Origin of the sequence: Trinickia symbiotica (assembly GCF_003028655.1) — a bacterium.
GTDB lineage: Bacteria > Pseudomonadota > Gammaproteobacteria > Burkholderiales > Burkholderiaceae > Trinickia > Trinickia symbiotica_A.
The window spans coordinates 27,402-42,713 of sequence record NZ_PYUC01000005.1 but is presented as its reverse complement, the minus strand read 5'-3'; the positions used below and the strand labels follow the sequence as shown (position 1 = coordinate 42,713).

The following is a 15,312-nucleotide window of genomic DNA, read 5'->3' as shown; positions in this document are numbered from 1 at the left end:
GACGTGCTATCTATCGATAGCGATAGCTTCTTCCGGACAAATCAAACGCTCATGGCTGCAATGCCGGCTGCACCCGACCTTTCATTTCTCCATCCACTGATCACACACGCATTGAACGGGCGAAACAGCCGCGGAACTCGCGCCTACGCTCCCGCGATCGCAACGACGCGCGGAGGCGGCAATGGAGGGTACTGAAGGGCTCTCCGCGCCGGCTCGCGCCGCTTCCCCCGTCCGCTCGTTTCGCGAATTGCTGCTGGCGATGCTCGGCATCGGGCTCGTCAATATGCTCGTGGCGCTCGATCAAACGGTCGTCAGCACGGCATTGCCCTCGATCGTCGCCGACCTGAAGGGCGCGGAATACTATGCATGGATTGCGAGTGTCTATTTGCTCGCATCGGTCGTCTCCGTACCCATCTTCGGCCGGCTCGGCGACTACTTCGGCCGCAAGGGTTTCGTCATCGCGTCGATCACGACCTTTACGCTCGCATCCGCGCTATGCGGACTCGCCCTGAACGTCGAGACGCTCGTGTTCGCGAGAGCGCTGCAGGGCATCGGCGGCGGAATGATGGTCGGCACCGCCTTCGCCTCGATCCCCGATCTCTTTCCCGATCCGCACGCCCGTGTGCGCTGGCAGGTCGTCATGGCGGGGTCCTATGGGATCGCCACGGCGGCCGGACCGTTTCTCGGCGGATTCCTTAGTTCTACTTATGGTTGGCGCTCGACGTTTCTCGTCAACCTGCCGGTGGGTCTCGCCGGCCTTTACATTGTGATTCGCTATTTGCCGCGTATCGAGCACGGGGGCAAGGCGCGCGCGAAGCTCGATTGGCTCGGCGCGGCCTTTTTGTCGGTGCTGCTTGCGTCGCTGCAAATGGGCATCGAGCGGTTGCCGACGAACGGATTTGGCTTATCGACGCTGACGTTCTGCGCAATAGCGATCGGTTCATGCATCGCGCTGTACGCGTGGGAAAAGCGGCATGCCCAGCCGATTTTGCCGATCGACTTGTTTGCAGACCGCAATCTCGTGCTGCTGTTTCTGCTTTCGTTCGCCGCCGGTTTCGCGATGTTTTCGATGTTGTTCTTCATGCCGCTGCTGCTGCAGACCGGTTTCGGCATGACGCCTCAGGCGGCGGGGCTCGCGGTGACGCCGCTCCCGGTTTGTCTCGCGCTCGGCAGCATGGTGAACACGCGGATCGTCACGCGTCTGCGCGTACCGATGTCGATCGTCACGCTCGGCTATGCGTTGATCGGCGCGGGCTGCTTCGGGGCGACGCTGCTCGGCGGGACGAGCCCACACCTGTTGGGCGCAGTCTCGATGGCCGCGGCAGGCGTCGGGCTCGGCTTCATTCTCAACAACCTGAATGTCTTCTCGCAGGAACTGAGCGGGCGCACGCGCTTTGGCATTATCACGGGCCTTATTCAGTCGACCCGAATGGTCGGCGGCATGCTCGGGACCGCCACAATCGGCACGCTTGTCGCACGCAGTCTCGCGCGCGTCGTGGCGGACGCCAATCACGCCGCGCTCGAACAAGGGCAAAGCGCCGTCGTGCGTGCGATCCATATGGGTTTTGCGATCGACGTAGTCGTCATGTGCGGTGCGGTCTATTGCACGCGGCGTCTCGTCGGCGTGCGGCTGCGCCGATCCTCCGTGCAGAGTCCATTGGCGGAATGACGGTGCGCCGCGCCGCGGCGGCCACGCCTGGCTGAGCGTGAGCCGAGCCGCGTGCGTGGCCCGGCCGATGCGACAATTCGATTTTGCAATCCCTCATCGCCAAGGAATTCTCCGATGTCGTCCACCTCTTCGAAACTGCCCCGCGTACTGCTCACGAACGACGATGGAATCGATGCCCCCGGTCTTGCCGCACTCGAGGCGGTCGCGGCCGAGCTCGCGGACGAGGTCTGGGTCGTGGCGCCCGAGCATGATCAGAGCGGCACGTCCCATTCGATCAGCCTGCATTCGCCGTTGCGCGTCAGTCGACAAGGCGACCGGCGGTTCGGCGTCGCGGGCACGCCCGGCGATTGTGTCGTGATGGCCGTGCGTCATCTGATGGTGGACCATCCGCCGACGCTCGTGCTTTCCGGCATCAACCGCGGCGGCAATCTCGGTGTCGAGACGATGTTTTCGGGGACGGTCGGCGCCGCGATGACGGGTCTCTTGCTCGGACTTCCTTCGATCGCGTTGAGCCAGACTTTTACTGATAGCAAGAAGGTGCGGTGGGATACGGCACGCGCGCTTGCGCCCGGCGTCATTCGTCGGTTGCTCGATGTATCCCACGCGGAGCCCGTTTGCCTCAATGTGAACTTACCCGATGTCGATGCGGCCGCGGCGGGGCCATTGTCGGTCACGCGCCAAGGCCCCGGCCTCGTGCAAGGGATCAATGTGCTGCCGAACGTCGATCCTCGCGGCATCGACTATTTCTGGATGCGATTCCAGCGTGGTCCACGTGAGAACGGGCCGGATACGGAGACGGCGGTCGTGGCCGCCGGCGGTATCTCCGTCACGCCGCTCGCATTCGAGCGTACGGACGAGCGTGCGTTCACGGTGCTTGCCGACGCGTTGCGGACTGACTGATTGAGCGGCGAGCGGGCGGGCGCCTCGCGCGAGCCCGGTATGCGTACCGGCTTGACGCGGCAATGCCCGAAGCGCCTCAGAACGAAGCGGCGAAGCGGCAGTTCGCCCATGGATTCGTCTAAGGGTAAACAACTAGGTATAAACCCTAGATCGTGCTATGATTGGCGCTCGTATAGGTAAGCCAGTCGTCACGTCCCGATGAAAACCTTCGAAAAAATTGCCTTTTCGCTCGTCACGATGTTCGGTCTGATGTGCTTTGCTGTCGTCGTCTACGGCAGCAGTCCCGATGCGCGCGATGCGGTTCATGAAGTGATCCACGCCAGCGAGAATTGGCCGGCTTCCGCTTGCTCGATGAGCCCCACCGACCCGTGCACGATGTATTGGCTCAACTGAGCGGCTCATCGCTTCTCCGCCATTGCTGTTGGCTACTGCTTCGGGCGCGAATCGCCCGGAGTTCGCCCTCTCGCCTCGTCTGTCGCGTCGTGCAACAACCGTAGGGTGCGGCGTCCAATGAGGCGCCGCGCGCTTTTCGACGCCCCTGCTGTAATCGCCTAGGTCTTCTGTTCGAGATTCGCGCCGAATAGCGGCCACGGTTTAGAAGGCCAGCGACTCCTCAGTACTTTCCCGCGTTTTGTCAAAGAAGTGAACGGCCCGCGTAGCGGCGCCGTCTCACCGCCGTCGCCACGGTCCACGATCGGCGCCGACTTCGGCTGCGCCGATGAGTTTCCGAGAACGAAGCATTCGGAAATTGTCACTTGTTCGCGCCTTTATGGCTTCTTAGGATCGGTTGGACCAGTCGCGATGTAGCGCGCGCCGCCGATGAAAGAGCTCGCTTGCATCGATTTCCCTTGGACTTTTCGGGTCTCTTCGACATGATCGATGCAAACACGAGTCGTCGCGCGCGTCTTAGGGTATTCGTGCTGCTCTATGCGGGGTTCTGCATCTCGTATATCGACCGGGCGGCTATTTCCATCTCGCTGGTTCATATCGGAAGGGACTTTCATCTGAGTCCCGCGGCGCTCGGTGTCGTGTTGAGCGCGTTCTACCTGAGCTATGCCGCGATGCAGATTCCCGGGGGATGGATCGCCGATCGCTGGGGCAGCAAAAGCGTTGTCGTCGCCTCGATCGCATTCTGGTCGCTCTTTACCCTCTTGACGGGGTTTGCCTGGTCCCTCGTCTCGCTGATCGTCATTCGCTTCGTTTTCGGACTGGGCGAGGGCGGATATCCGTCCGCATCGGTGAAAGGCATCGCCGAGACCTATCCGCGCGCGGACCGACCCAAATTGACGGCGCTGCTCGTCTCGTCCAATTACGTCGGGAGCTTCATCGCGCCGCTCGTCGTTGCGCCGCTCGTTCTCGCATTGGGTTGGCGGCATGCGTTTGCCGCGATCGGCATCGCGGGCATCGTCTTCGCTCTCGTCTATCTGCTCTTCGTGAAGGGGACGGGGCGCACGCGGGCAAGCGCGAGTGCGGGCGATGTGGCCGCCTCGATGGCGGCTACCGGCACCGCACGGCGAGAAGCGGCAACGACCCGCGCATTGCTGAAGATGCCGCTGATGTGGAAGATCCTGACGGTCTGGTTCGGAATGGGAATCGTTAACAAGGGCCTCGACGCATGGATGCCTGCGTATCTGCTGACCGTGCGCCATCTCGACTTGAAGGCCGTCGGAATGCTGACGCCGTTGCCGTTCGTCGCCGCCAGCATTTCGACGGCGCTCGGGGGATGGGTGATGACCCGCTTCTTCGACGGCAAGGAGAAGCTGTTGACGATGGGCTGCTGCGCGGTGACGGGCTTCTTTCTCTACAAGATGTATACGGCTCAGTCGGTTGCGGGAGTCATTGCGTTCCAGTCGATCGTGTATTTCTTCAAGTCGGTCGTGCTGGCTGTCGTGATGGCCCTGCCGACGAAGATCCTGCCGCAGCGGCTCGTCGGAACAGGAATAGGGATGGTCAACTTCGGCGGGCAGCTGGCCGGATTCGTCGCGCCGCTCGTGATGGGGTTGCTCGTTTCGCTCTACCACAGCTTCGATGCGGCATTCGCATTCCTGATAGCCGCGACTGTCGTCGCCACGTTGGTCAGCCTCTCCATTCAGACCAGCAAGATACGCGACGTGCACGCAGCAACTGCGCAGGAGGCCTGACGCTCCGCTCGCGGTTCACTCGCTTGCATGCGCGAATCGCCGGCGTTGCTTTGGCCGCGCACGATGAGGCTATGATGTGTGCATTCTCATCGACGCGATGATTGCCTATGAGCGCCCGAATCCTGCAGGAGGCCGCAGTTCGCTATTTCCTCGAAGTCGTCAACACGGGGTCGATCAGCGATGCGGCGAATCGCCTGCACGTCGTGCCTTCGGCCGTCAGCCGTCAGATCAGTCGGCTCGAAAGCGAGCTGAACGTGACGCTCTTCGAGCGGCAATCGCGCGGCATGGTGCCGAGCAAGGCGGGCGAACTGCTGGCTGCCTACGCGCGTCGCTCGCTGCTCGACGCGGAGCAAGTGACGATCGAGATCGAGGCGTTGCGCGACGACGCCGAGCATGCGATTCGGGTCGCCTGCACCGAGGGATTCGTGGGCGGCTTTCTGCCACGGGCGATGAGCGACTTTCGGCGCGCCGAGCCGGCCGCCCGCTTCGAGCTCGTCGTCGATTCGGCGAGCGGTGTCACGCGGCGCGTGCGCGAGGCCGATGTCGACGTCGGGCTCACGTTCAGCTTCGGCCCGGCCGCCGACATTCACGTCGCTCATGCACTGCCGTCCCCGATCCTCGCGGTCGTGGCCGCCGGGCATCCGCTCGCATCGGCGCAATCGGTGTCGTTTCGCGAACTGCTCACCTATCCGCTCGCGATTCCGGGACCGAACTCGACGTTGCGCAAACTGATCGACATCTATTGCAGCCGGGAAGGGACCACCTATAAGAGCGTGCTCAGCAGCGAGACGCTGGAGGCGTTGCTTCGCTTCACCCTTGCCAGCAATGCGATCACGTTCTGCGGCGAGCTCGTCATCCGCGATCGGCTGGCATCCGGGCAACTGATCGCCGTGCGCGTCCCCGAGCTCGCTGTCAGCGATAGGACGGTCGAGGTGCAGACGCTGGCGCGGCGGCAAATACCTCCGTTGTTGCAAGCGTTCATCGATTTGCTCGGCCGTGAGCTGATTGCCGATGGGGCCGGCGCCGTTGTCCAAAAGTAACGGCTCCCTTCGCGAATCGTCACTGGTTCATCCGCGGCGGTTCCGATACATTCGGAGCGATCTTTCTCCGCGAGGAATACGCAGAAGATGTCCGATACTCATGAATTGCTCGGTGCGAGCGCGGTCGCGCTCAGCGCGATGCTCGATACGCGTCGCATTTCGGCTATCGAACTGCTCGAGGCCTGCATCGAGCGTATCGAAGCGCTGAACCCCAAGATCAACGCGTTTACGGCGACCTGCTATGCGCGCGCACGCCGCGAGGCCGCCGCCGCCGATGCCGATTTCGCCAGAGGCGAGCGCAAGGGGCCGTTGCAGGGGTTGCCGATCGGCATCAAGGATCTCGAAGAAACCGAAGGACTCCTAACGACCTACGGATCGCCGCTATTTCGCGATCACGTGCCTTCGATGGACAACGTCTTTGTCAGGCGTCTGCGCGAAGCCGGGGCAATCGTAGTCGGCAAGACCAACGTGCCGGAAATGGGCGCTGGAGCGAACACGTTCAATCCCGTTTGGGGCGCGACGGGCAATCCGTTCGATCCGCGCCTCAATGCCGGCGGCTCGTCGGGCGGCTCGGCGGCCGCGTTGGCTGTCGATATGGTGCCGATCGCGAGCGGATCCGATACGGGCGGCTCGCTGCGCATTCCGGCGGCCAAGTGCGGCGTGGTCGGCTTGAGGACATCGCCGGGGTTGGTGCCGAGCGAACGAAAGCCGCTCGGGTGGACGCCGCTCGCGGTGGTCGGGCCGATGGCGCGCAATGTCGAGGATGCGTGGCTGCAATTGGCCGCCACCGCCGGCATGTCGGGCACCGATCCATTGAGCTATCCGCTTCCGATGCCGCAAGCTGGGCAAGATGGCGCATTGCCGTGCGCGGAACTCTCGCGATTGCGCGTCGGCTACACGGAAGACTTCGGTGTTTGCGAAGTCGACGATGCCATTCGAGAAGTGTTCCGCGCGAAGGTGCGTGCGCTGAGCACTCACTTCGCGCTGTGCGAGCCCGTCGATTTCGACCTGGCGGATGCCCACCGCACATTCGATGTGCTGCGCGCGGAGGCATTCGTCGCGGGCCTGCAGGAAGCCTACGAGCGCGATCCCGATTCTCTCGGGCCTAATCCGCGCGCGAACTACGAGATGGGCGCGAGCCTGTCGCTACGCGATTGCGTGTGGGCTCATGCGGCGCAAACACGCTTGTTCCGGCAATTCCAGCGACTTTTCGACCGCTACGATCTGATCTTGTCGCCGACGACGCCCGTTTCGCCGTTTCCCTGGGCGCAGCCTCATGCGAAGGCGATCAATGGTGTCACGCTCGACAACTATTACCGGTGGCTCGCCCTGACGTACGTCGTGACGCTCGTCACGAACCCCGCCTTGTCGCTGCCATGCGGCCTCGATCATGCGGGCATGCCGTTCGGCTTGCAGGTCATCGGGCGTTTTCGCGGCGATTTCGAGCTGTTGAGCGCCGCGCGCGCATTGGAGGCGGTCTGCGATGCATCGCCTCTCACGCGCCGCCCCAAACCCGATATCGCCCGTCTCCTGCGCTCGGATGTCGATTTGCGGACGCTCGTCACGCATCCGCCGGGGCAGGGTGGTGCTGCGGGCACGAAGGCCGCCGCCGCCGTTTGATCGGACCGAAGTCATCGAGACAACCGCCCGTCTGCGCGCTGGTCGGCGGCGGCGCGATCATCTGCTGCGCGAAGGGCGCCTCGCGCTTCGCGGCGGCGCCGTCGAGGCGCGCACGACGAGCCGCGGCTGCGAGGTTTCGTAGAGGACCGGCGTCATGTCGGATGACCGTGTGCCGGCCGCGATCAGTTCCCGCAGCAGCGTGACGGCGAGCTCGGCCGCCTCGGCTGTCGGTACCGCGACCGTCGTCAAGGCGGGACGCGACTCGCGGGCGAGCTGAATGTCGGTGATGCCGGTGACCGACAGATCTCCCGGCACCGCAAGCCCGAGATCGGCGGCGGCGTGAATGGCGCCGAGCGCGGGCAGATCGTTCGTCGTGAAGAGCGCCGTGATCTCGGGGTTGGCGCTCAGAAGTTCATGCGCGGCCGCATAGCCGCCTTGGACCGTGTCGGGCGCGTGCCGGACATGCTCGGCGTGGACCGTCAACCGAGCCGCTTCCATCGCGGCGACGAACCCTTCATAGCGCGGCGTGTGGATTCCCGAGACCTTGCTGCCGACGATCGCGCCGATCCGGCGATGGCCGAGCTCGATCAGGTGCGAGGCGGCCAGCCGGCCCGCCAGCGCGAAATCGACCGCGACGCTCGGCAGCCCCGGCGGATCGTTCGGCTTCTCCCACATGCAGAGCACGACGGGGGTGCCGCGCGCCTCGGTCAGACGCAAATCGGCGAAGTCGAGGTTCGCGTTCATCACGAGCACGCCTTCCGAAAGCGTGCCCGCGATTTGATCGAGATAGGCGCGACCCATCAGCGGATCTTCGTTCGTATTGCAGATGATGACGAAGTGACCGCTCGCGCGCGCGGCGCGCTCGACGGCAAGCGCGAACTCCGGGTAGAACGGATTGGCGATGCTCGAAACCATCAAGGCGAGCGTCGGTGCGCGCCCTTCGGCCAGCGCGCGTGCCGCCAGGTGCGGGCGGTAGCCGAGCGCGTCGATGGCATCGAGCACGCGCTGGCGAGTCTCGGCGCCGACGCGCCCGCGACTGCGCAGGACGTTCGATACGGTGGCGGGCGTCACGCCGGCGTGACGAGCGACTTCATTGATCGTGGTCATTTCAGTGCGTGCGTCGCTGGCTCGAGGGAGACGGCAGGGAATGACGCGTGCATGGGGATTGTTTCATTATTTGGGACGCCTAACCAAAGTTTGCAGATCGCCCGAACTATCGGCACCATGCGGACACAGACGAACGAACGATATCGGAGACAGCTTTGCAGGGCAGGGGGCTTGGGCAGGTGCGAAAGGCGCAGCTCCAGTCAGCGGCTTGCAGGGCACACCACAGGCACGATCTCTCGCCCAGAGGTCGCTTTTAAGCACCTGTTGGTTAAGCGCTTAATCTCCGACTTCGACCGATTAAATCACGGAGTCGATGCAATGGCGAGCATTTCGTTGAAAGGCGTGAGCAAAGCGTACGGCGAGGCCGCTCCGGTCGTGCGGAACGTCGACCTGGAGATTGGCGCCAACGAGTTCTGCGTGTTTCTCGGCCCATCGGGTTGCGGCAAATCCACGTTGCTGCGAATGATTGCCGGCTTGGAGGACCTGACGGAAGGCGAGGTGGCGATCGGCTCGCGCGTGGTGAACGACGTGCCGGCCGCCGAGCGTGGCGTCGCGATGGTGTTTCAAAGCTACGCGCTGTTTCCGCATATGACGGTCTTCGAGAACATGGCGTTCGGGCTCAAGCTAGCCAAGACACCGAAGGCCGAAATCGACCGGCGCGTGCGCGAAGCCGCGCGCGTCCTGCAGCTCGAAACGTTGCTCGACAGGCGGCCGAAGGCGCTCTCGGGCGGGCAGCGCCAGCGCGTCGCGATCGGGCGGGCGATCGTGCGCGAGCCCGGCGTGTTTCTTTTCGACGAGCCGCTCTCGAATCTCGATGCGACGCTGCGCGGGCAGACGCGCGTCGAAATTGCACGGCTTCACCGGCAGTTCGCGAAGGCGAGCGTCGTCTATGTGACGCACGACCAGATCGAGGCGATGACGCTCGCCGACAAAATCGTGCTTCTCCATACGGGCAACGATACCCAACGATACGGCAGCATCGCGCAGATCGGCGCGCCGCTCGAGCTCTATCATCGGCCCGCGAGCCGGTTCGTTGCCGGTTTCATCGGCTCGCCCCGAATGAACTTCCTGCCGGCGACGATCGAGTCGGCCGATTCGACGGGCGTCACGGTCATGCTCTTGCGCACGAGCGAGCGTGTGCGCCTTCCGCTCGATGGCAGCGCGTTGGAAAGCGGTCAGCCCGTGACACTCGGCGTGCGGCCCGAACACCTTAGGCTCGGCGATGCCGTCGACGATAAGGAGTCCTCATCATCGACCGCCGGGCTCGCAGCGGGTGGCGGCGATACGCTGCGCCTGACTCGCCCGATCGCGCTCGTCGAACGGCTCGGCGAGCAAAGCTACGTGCATCTCGATCAGCCTGACGGCGCGGTCCTGATCGCGAAGGTCTCCGGCAACGCGCTCGTTGCGCGAGGCGAGCGCGCGTCGTTCGCGGCCGATGCGTCGGCTTGCCATCTTTTCACCGAGGACGGCTTTGCGGTCAGGCCGCTTCATCCCCAACGATCCGAACACTACGCTTGAGGACAACGATGCATCTCGGAGTCTGCTATTACCCGGAACATTGGCCGCAGTCGATGTGGGAAGACGACGCCCGGCGCATGAAGGCGCTCGGGATCGCGCGCGTGCGCATCGCGGAGTTTGCCTGGAGCAGGATCGAGCCGTCGCCGGGCGAATTCGATTGGGCATGGCTCGATCGCGCCGTCGATACGCTCGGTCGCGCCGGCCTCGAGATCGTCATGTGCACGCCGACGGCGACGCCGCCGAAATGGCTCATCGACAAGCATCCCGACATCCTGCCCGTCGGCGCCGACGGCCGTCCGCGCGTCTTCGGCTCGCGCCGGCATTACGATTTCTCGTCGCCGTCCTACTTCGAAGCCGCGCGTCGCATCTGCACGGCTGTCGCCGCGCGCTACGGACGGCATCCGGCCGTGGCCTTCTGGCAGACGGATAACGAATACGGCTGCCATCAAACCGTCGTCAGTTACTCGTCCGCGGCCGTCACTCGCTTTCGCGATTGGCTGCGCGCGCGATACGGTTCGATCGACGCGCTCAATCGTGCCTGGGGAACCGTATTCTGGAGCATGGAGTATCGCGACTTCGATGAGATCGACGCGCCGGTTTCGACCGTCACCGAAGCGCATCCGTCGCATCGGCTCGACTACCGCCGTTTCGCTTCCGACGAGCTCGTGCGTTTCAACCGCATGCAGGTCGAGATCATCCGCGAGCATTCGCCGGGCCGGCCCGTCGCGCACAACTTCATGCAGCTTTTCACCGAGTTCGACCATTACAAGGTGGCGGCCGATCTCGACATCGCGACGTGGGACAGCTATCCGCTCGGCGCGCTCGAGGAGCTCTGGTTCGATCCGGCCGTGAAGTCACGCTGGCTGCGTACAGGGCATCCCGATTTCGCTTCGTTCAATCACGATGTCTATCGCGGCATGTCGAAGCTGCCGTTCTGGGTCATGGAGCAGCAGCCAGGCCCCGTCAACTGGGCGCATTGGAATCCGTCGCCGCTGCCGGGCATGGTGCGGCTGTGGAGCTGGGAGGCATTCGCGCATGGCGCCGGTTGCGTGTCGTATTTCCGTTGGCGGCAGGCGCCGTTTGCGCAAGAGCAGATGCATGCAGGGCTCAATACGCCCGACAACCGGCTCGATCTCGGCGGCACGGAGGCGGGCCGCGTTGCTGACGAAGTCAAGGCGTTGCTCGAGGCACAGCAGGGTGCGACGGCCGAGGTGCGCGGCCAAGTTGCGCTCGTCTATGACTACACGGCCAAGTGGCTCTTCGAAGTCCATCCGCAAGGCGCCGATTTCCACTACCCGCGCTTCGCGTTCGAGTACTACTCGGCGCTGCGATCGCTGGGCCTCGACGTCGATATCGTATCGGCGGATGCGCCGCTCGACGGCTATCGGATGATCGTCGTGCCGCCGCTGCCGATCGTCCCGTCGGATTTCGCCGCGCGGCTCGCGCGCTCCGGCGCGCAGATCGTCATCGGGCCGCGAACCGGCTCGAAGACCGTCGATCTGCAGATTCCGCCGAATCTGCCGCCCGGCGTGCTCGCGGACGCTTTATCGTTGCGCGTATGGCGCGTCGAATCGTTGCGGCCGAACGTGACGGCCGCCGTTCGCGAGAAGGATGCGGGTGAGGACTCGCGCATCGGACATGGCCGGCATTGGCGCGATCTCGTCGAGCTTGCCGACGGCGCACGGCACGACGTGCGCGCCGTCTTCGACGATGGCCATCCGGCGTACGTTCGGTGCGGCGCGTTTCATTATTTCGCGAGCGTTTTCGACGAGGCATTGACGACACGCTGGTTCTCGGAGATTGCGGCCGCGGCGGGACTGTCAGTGACGCCGCTCGCGGATAGCGTACGCGTGAGCCGCCGCGGCGGACTCACCTATGTTTTCAATTATGGCGACCGTCCTCATTTGATCGAAGGCGTCGATGCGCCGGCGTTCATCCTGGGCACGGGCGAGGTTGAGCCGCGCGGTGTGTCGGTCTACCGAACCACACAAGGTTGACGGACGTCGGTTGCGCCGACGTCCGACATCGAGGAAGTAGTTAAAGGTCGCGAGAGACCGCATGTGGCCGCAAAGCGAGGCCCACAACATCAAAGGAGACACGCATGAAGCATTCCTCAATCCGCTCGCGTTTCGGCCGCACCGCCATTGCGGCCGCCCTCTTCGCGGCCGCGACCGCCGGGTCCTGGTACGCGAACGATGCGCAGGCCGGCGAGCTCGATATCAACATTGCCTACAAGGGGGCGAGTCAGCGCGCGGTTTGGCAGAAGGTGCTCGACGAGTTCAAGGCGGCGCATCCCGATATCGATGTGAAAGTCGCGTTCGTCGAGGAAGAAGCCTACAAGGTGCAGCTCCCGTCCTGGCTCACGACCGTGTCGCCCGATATCGTCAACTGGCATGACGGCGAGCGGATGGCCTATTACGCGAAGCGCGGCCTCTTCGACGACCTGAGCGGCCAGTGGAACAAGGACGGCTGGGACGGCATGTATGCGTCGACGAAGGAAGCGTCCTCGTATAAGGGCAAGCAGTACGCGGCGCCCACCTTCTACTATTCGTGGGGCCTCTTCTATCGAAAGGACTTGTTCCAGAAGGCCGGCATTGCTTCGGAGCCCAAAACGTGGCCTGAGTTTCTCGACGCTTGCAAGAAGCTGAAAGCGGCGGGCATTACGCCGATCGCAGTGGCGGGGCGCGATGCATGGACGCTCGCCGGCTGGTTCGACTATCTCGACTTGCGGCTGAACGGCAACGCGTTTCATCAAAAGCTGATGGCGGGCGAAGTGCCTTATACCGACCCGCGCGTGAAGAAGGTCTATACGACGTGGAAGCAGCTGCTCGACGATCACGACTTCATCGACAATTCGCTCTCGTACGATCTCGATTCCGCGCAGCCGTTCCTGTTCCAGGGCAAGGCGGCGATGATGCTGATGGGCACGTTCATCAGCGCGGGCTTCCCGGCCGAAGTGAAGCCGAAAATGGGCTACTTCCAGTTCCCGGTCATCGATCCCAACGTGCCGACGGCTGAAGACGGTCCGGTCGAATCGCTGCACATTCCGGCGCATGCGAAGCATAAGGCCGAGGCGCAGGCGTTCCTCGCCTTCACGGAGACGCCGAAGATCAGTGCGGAGCTGGCTTACGGGATGGGCTCGCTGCCGGCGAACAGTCAGTCCACCGAGCCTGAAGACCCGATTTCGAAGGTCGGCTTCCAGATCCTCTCGAACACGAAGGGCGGCATCGCGCAGTTCTATGATCGCGATATGACGAAGGAGATGGCGGACGAGGGCATGAAGGGCATGCAGCAGTTCGTCGCCGATCCGACGAAGCTCGATGACGTCCTGGCGCAACTCGAGCAGGCACGCAAGCGGATCTACAAGAAGTAGGCTTATGCATCGCGGCGGCCTTGCGCCGCCGCCGTCAGCAGGAGAAGGTCGTGTCGCACTCGGTTACTCGTCGAAGCATCCCTGCCGCACCCGACGGCGCGGACTACTCCGCGCCGGCTGAGCGCATGCCTGTGCGCTCTGGAGCGGCACGCCCGCACGGAAAACCCGGCTTGTCGCCGACTGCCCGACGGCAGCGGCGCGCGGCCTGGCTGTTTCTCGCGCCGGCCTGTGTGATGTTCGGCGTCTATGTCATCTGGCCGATCATCTCGACGCTGTCGCTGAGCTTTTTCAACTGGGACGGCATGACCGACAAGACCTTCGTCGGTCTCGCGAACTATATCGAGCTCTTTCATGCGCCGACGTTTTATACCGCGCTCAAGAACAATCTGATCTGGCTCGCGCTGTTTCTGCTCGCTCCGCCCGCAGGGCTTGCCGTCGCGCTCTATCTCAACCAGACCGTCGCGGGCATTCGCCTCGTGAAGTCGCTCTTCTTTGCGCCGTTCGTGCTCTCGGGTGTCGTCGTCGGGCTGGTCTTTTCGTGGTTTTACGATCCGACTTTCGGCCTGCTCGCGCTGTTGCTCGGTCACGGCATACCGGTGCTCGGCGATGCGCGGTACGCGACGTTCGGCATCATCGCCGCCGCGCTTTGGGCGCAGACGGCCTATTGCATGATTCTTTACCTGACCGGCTTGACCGGGCTCAACAGCGAACAGCTCGAAGCGGCGCGAATGGAAGGGGCGCGCGGATGGGCGATGCTCTGGCAAGTCGTGCTGCCGCAGTTGAGGCCGGCGACGTTCATGGCGATCGTCGTGACGGTCATCGGCGCGCTGCGCAGCTTCGATTTGATTTCCGTGATGACGGGCGGCGGGCCGTTCGAAAGCTCCACGGTGCTCGCTTATTACATGTACGACCAGGCGATCAAATACTACCGGCTTGGCTATTCGGCCGCGATTGCCGTTGTCCTCTTCGCGATTACGTTGCTCTACATCGTTTATCACCTGCGGCGCATGCTGCGGGACGAACAGTGAGACAACGGGAACGCCATCGTAAGAACCGCCGCAACAAGCAGGAGCCTTCATGTATCCGCTGCCCATCGACAAGTGGCGCCCGGTATCCCGCCGGATCTACAAGTTTTCTTTGCCCGTCGCGCTTGGCATCTGGCTGCTGCCGATGATCGCCGTGCTCGTTACGTCGATTCGATCGACGGAGGAACTGACCGAGGGCAATTACTGGGGATGGCCGAAGCACTTCTCGCTCTTGGCGAACTATCGCGAAGCGCTGACGACTTCGCCGATGCTCCACTATTTCTGGAACAGCGTGTTGATCACCGTGCCGTCCGTCATCGGGGCCATTGCGCTTGCCGCCATGGCGGGCTTCGCGCTCGCGACTTACAAGTTTCGCGGCAACGCGCTCTTGTTCGGAATCTTTGTCGCCGGCAACTTCGTACCGGTGCAGGTGCTCATGATCCCGGTGCGTCAGCTCACGCTCGGACTCGGGCTCTATAACACCGTCGAGGCACTGATTCTGTTTCATATCGCGTTTCAGACCGGGTTTTGCACGCTGTTTCTACGCAATTTCATCAAGCAATTGCCGTTCGAGCTCGTCGAGGCCGCGCGGATCGAAGGCGCCGGCGAATGGACGGTCTTTTTCAGAATCGTGTTGCCGCTCGTGAGGCCCGCGCTCGCGGCGCTCGGCATCCTCGTGTTCACGTTCGTCTGGAACGACTATTTTTGGGCGTTGTGCCTGACGCAGGGTGACGACGCCGCGCCGATCACGGTCGGCGTTGCCGCGTTGAGAGGGCAATGGACGACGGCGTGGAATCTCGTATCCGCCGGATCGCTACTCGCCGCACTGCCGTCAGTCGCGATGTTCTTCGCGATGCAAAAGCACTTCATCGCGGGGCTGACGTTCGGCGCGACGAAGGGTTAGGCGCGAAGCGTCGAT

General features: G+C 63.5%; 12 protein-coding genes. 11 read left to right on the top strand and 1 reads right to left on the bottom strand.

The window, feature by feature from the left end; all coding sequences use genetic code 11:
* Positions 1–259 precede the first annotated feature (259 nt).
* From C9I57_RS10980 to C9I57_RS10955, 6 genes are all read left to right on the top strand, one after another.
* Entirely contained in the window at positions 260–1,669 is a 1,410-nt protein-coding gene (locus C9I57_RS10980) for an MFS transporter (protein ID WP_440130199.1), read from the top strand.
* A 114-nt stretch (positions 1,670–1,783) separates the two neighbouring features.
* Positions 1,784–2,569 carry a 5'/3'-nucleotidase SurE gene (gene surE / locus C9I57_RS10975; RefSeq protein ID WP_107150710.1) on the top strand — a complete coding sequence of 262 codons (786 nt, stop codon included), beginning with the start codon at positions 1,784–1,786 and terminating at the stop codon, positions 2,567–2,569.
* 198 nt (positions 2,570–2,767) lie between these two features.
* Positions 2,768–2,962 (top strand): hypothetical protein, encoded by a 195-nt coding sequence (locus C9I57_RS10970; protein WP_107150708.1) that lies wholly within the window; start codon positions 2,768–2,770, stop codon positions 2,960–2,962.
* 479 nt (positions 2,963–3,441) lie between these two features.
* Positions 3,442–4,710 carry an MFS transporter gene (locus C9I57_RS10965; RefSeq protein WP_107151037.1) on the top strand — a complete coding sequence of 423 codons (1,269 nt, stop codon included), beginning with the start codon at positions 3,442–3,444 and terminating at the stop codon, positions 4,708–4,710.
* Between the two features lie 107 nt (positions 4,711–4,817).
* Positions 4,818–5,750, top strand: a complete 933-nt coding sequence (locus C9I57_RS10960) for a LysR family transcriptional regulator (protein WP_107150706.1) — start codon at positions 4,818–4,820, stop codon at positions 5,748–5,750.
* An 87-nt stretch (positions 5,751–5,837) separates the two neighbouring features.
* Complete coding sequence (locus C9I57_RS10955) at positions 5,838–7,370, top strand: amidase (protein WP_107150704.1); 1,533 nt, start codon at positions 5,838–5,840, stop codon at positions 7,368–7,370.
* 57 nt (positions 7,371–7,427) lie between these two features.
* On the opposite strand, the gene C9I57_RS10950 is transcribed toward C9I57_RS10955, so the two are convergent.
* A complete protein-coding gene (locus C9I57_RS10950) occupies positions 7,428–8,477 on the bottom strand; it encodes a LacI family DNA-binding transcriptional regulator (protein WP_107150702.1) in 1,050 nt (349 codons plus the stop codon).
* 318 nt (positions 8,478–8,795) lie between these two features.
* On the opposite strand from C9I57_RS10950, the gene C9I57_RS10945 reads away from it, so the two are divergent.
* From C9I57_RS10945 to C9I57_RS10925, 5 genes are all read left to right on the top strand, one after another.
* Positions 8,796–9,995, top strand: a complete 1,200-nt coding sequence (locus C9I57_RS10945; RefSeq protein WP_107150701.1) for an ABC transporter ATP-binding protein — start codon at positions 8,796–8,798, stop codon at positions 9,993–9,995.
* An 8-nt stretch (positions 9,996–10,003) separates the two neighbouring features.
* On the top strand, positions 10,004–11,992 hold the full coding sequence (locus tag C9I57_RS10940; RefSeq protein ID WP_107150700.1) for a beta-galactosidase: 1,989 nt from the start codon (positions 10,004–10,006) through the stop codon (positions 11,990–11,992).
* Positions 11,993–12,096: 104 nt separating this feature from the next.
* Positions 12,097–13,368 carry an ABC transporter substrate-binding protein gene (locus C9I57_RS10935; RefSeq protein ID WP_107150698.1) on the top strand — a complete coding sequence of 424 codons (1,272 nt, stop codon included), beginning with the start codon at positions 12,097–12,099 and terminating at the stop codon, positions 13,366–13,368.
* Between the two features lie 125 nt (positions 13,369–13,493).
* Positions 13,494–14,396 carry a carbohydrate ABC transporter permease gene (locus C9I57_RS10930; protein WP_440130198.1) on the top strand — a complete coding sequence of 301 codons (903 nt, stop codon included), beginning with the start codon at positions 13,494–13,496 and terminating at the stop codon, positions 14,394–14,396.
* Positions 14,397–14,445: 49 nt separating this feature from the next.
* Positions 14,446–15,297, top strand: a complete 852-nt coding sequence (locus C9I57_RS10925; RefSeq protein WP_107150697.1) for a carbohydrate ABC transporter permease — start codon at positions 14,446–14,448, stop codon at positions 15,295–15,297.
* Positions 15,298–15,312: the final 15 nt, after the last annotated feature.

What these genes read in the sequence shown, in the direction of transcription:
- C9I57_RS10945 (WP_107150701.1), top strand. Translation starts at nt 8,796, where the DNA reads ATGGCGAGCATTTCGTTGAAAGGCGTGAGCAAAGCGTACGGCGAGGCC.
- C9I57_RS10935 (WP_107150698.1), top strand. Translation starts at nt 12,097, where the DNA reads ATGAAGCATTCCTCAATCCGCTCGCGTTTCGGCCGCACCGCCATTGCG.
- C9I57_RS10980 (WP_440130199.1), top strand. Translation starts at nt 260, where the DNA reads ATGCTCGGCATCGGGCTCGTCAATATGCTCGTGGCGCTCGATCAAACG.
- C9I57_RS10925 (WP_107150697.1), top strand. Translation starts at nt 14,446, where the DNA reads ATGTATCCGCTGCCCATCGACAAGTGGCGCCCGGTATCCCGCCGGATC.
- C9I57_RS10950 (WP_107150702.1), bottom strand. Translation starts at nt 8,477, where the DNA reads ATGACCACGATCAATGAAGTCGCTCGTCACGCCGGCGTGACGCCCGCC.
- C9I57_RS10970 (WP_107150708.1), top strand. Translation starts at nt 2,768, where the DNA reads ATGAAAACCTTCGAAAAAATTGCCTTTTCGCTCGTCACGATGTTCGGT.
- C9I57_RS10955 (WP_107150704.1), top strand. Translation starts at nt 5,838, where the DNA reads ATGTCCGATACTCATGAATTGCTCGGTGCGAGCGCGGTCGCGCTCAGC.
- C9I57_RS10965 (WP_107151037.1), top strand. Translation starts at nt 3,442, where the DNA reads ATGATCGATGCAAACACGAGTCGTCGCGCGCGTCTTAGGGTATTCGTG.
- surE (WP_107150710.1), top strand. Translation starts at nt 1,784, where the DNA reads ATGTCGTCCACCTCTTCGAAACTGCCCCGCGTACTGCTCACGAACGAC.
- C9I57_RS10930 (WP_440130198.1), top strand. Translation starts at nt 13,494, where the DNA reads ATGCCTGTGCGCTCTGGAGCGGCACGCCCGCACGGAAAACCCGGCTTG.
- C9I57_RS10940 (WP_107150700.1), top strand. Translation starts at nt 10,004, where the DNA reads ATGCATCTCGGAGTCTGCTATTACCCGGAACATTGGCCGCAGTCGATG.
- C9I57_RS10960 (WP_107150706.1), top strand. Translation starts at nt 4,818, where the DNA reads ATGAGCGCCCGAATCCTGCAGGAGGCCGCAGTTCGCTATTTCCTCGAA.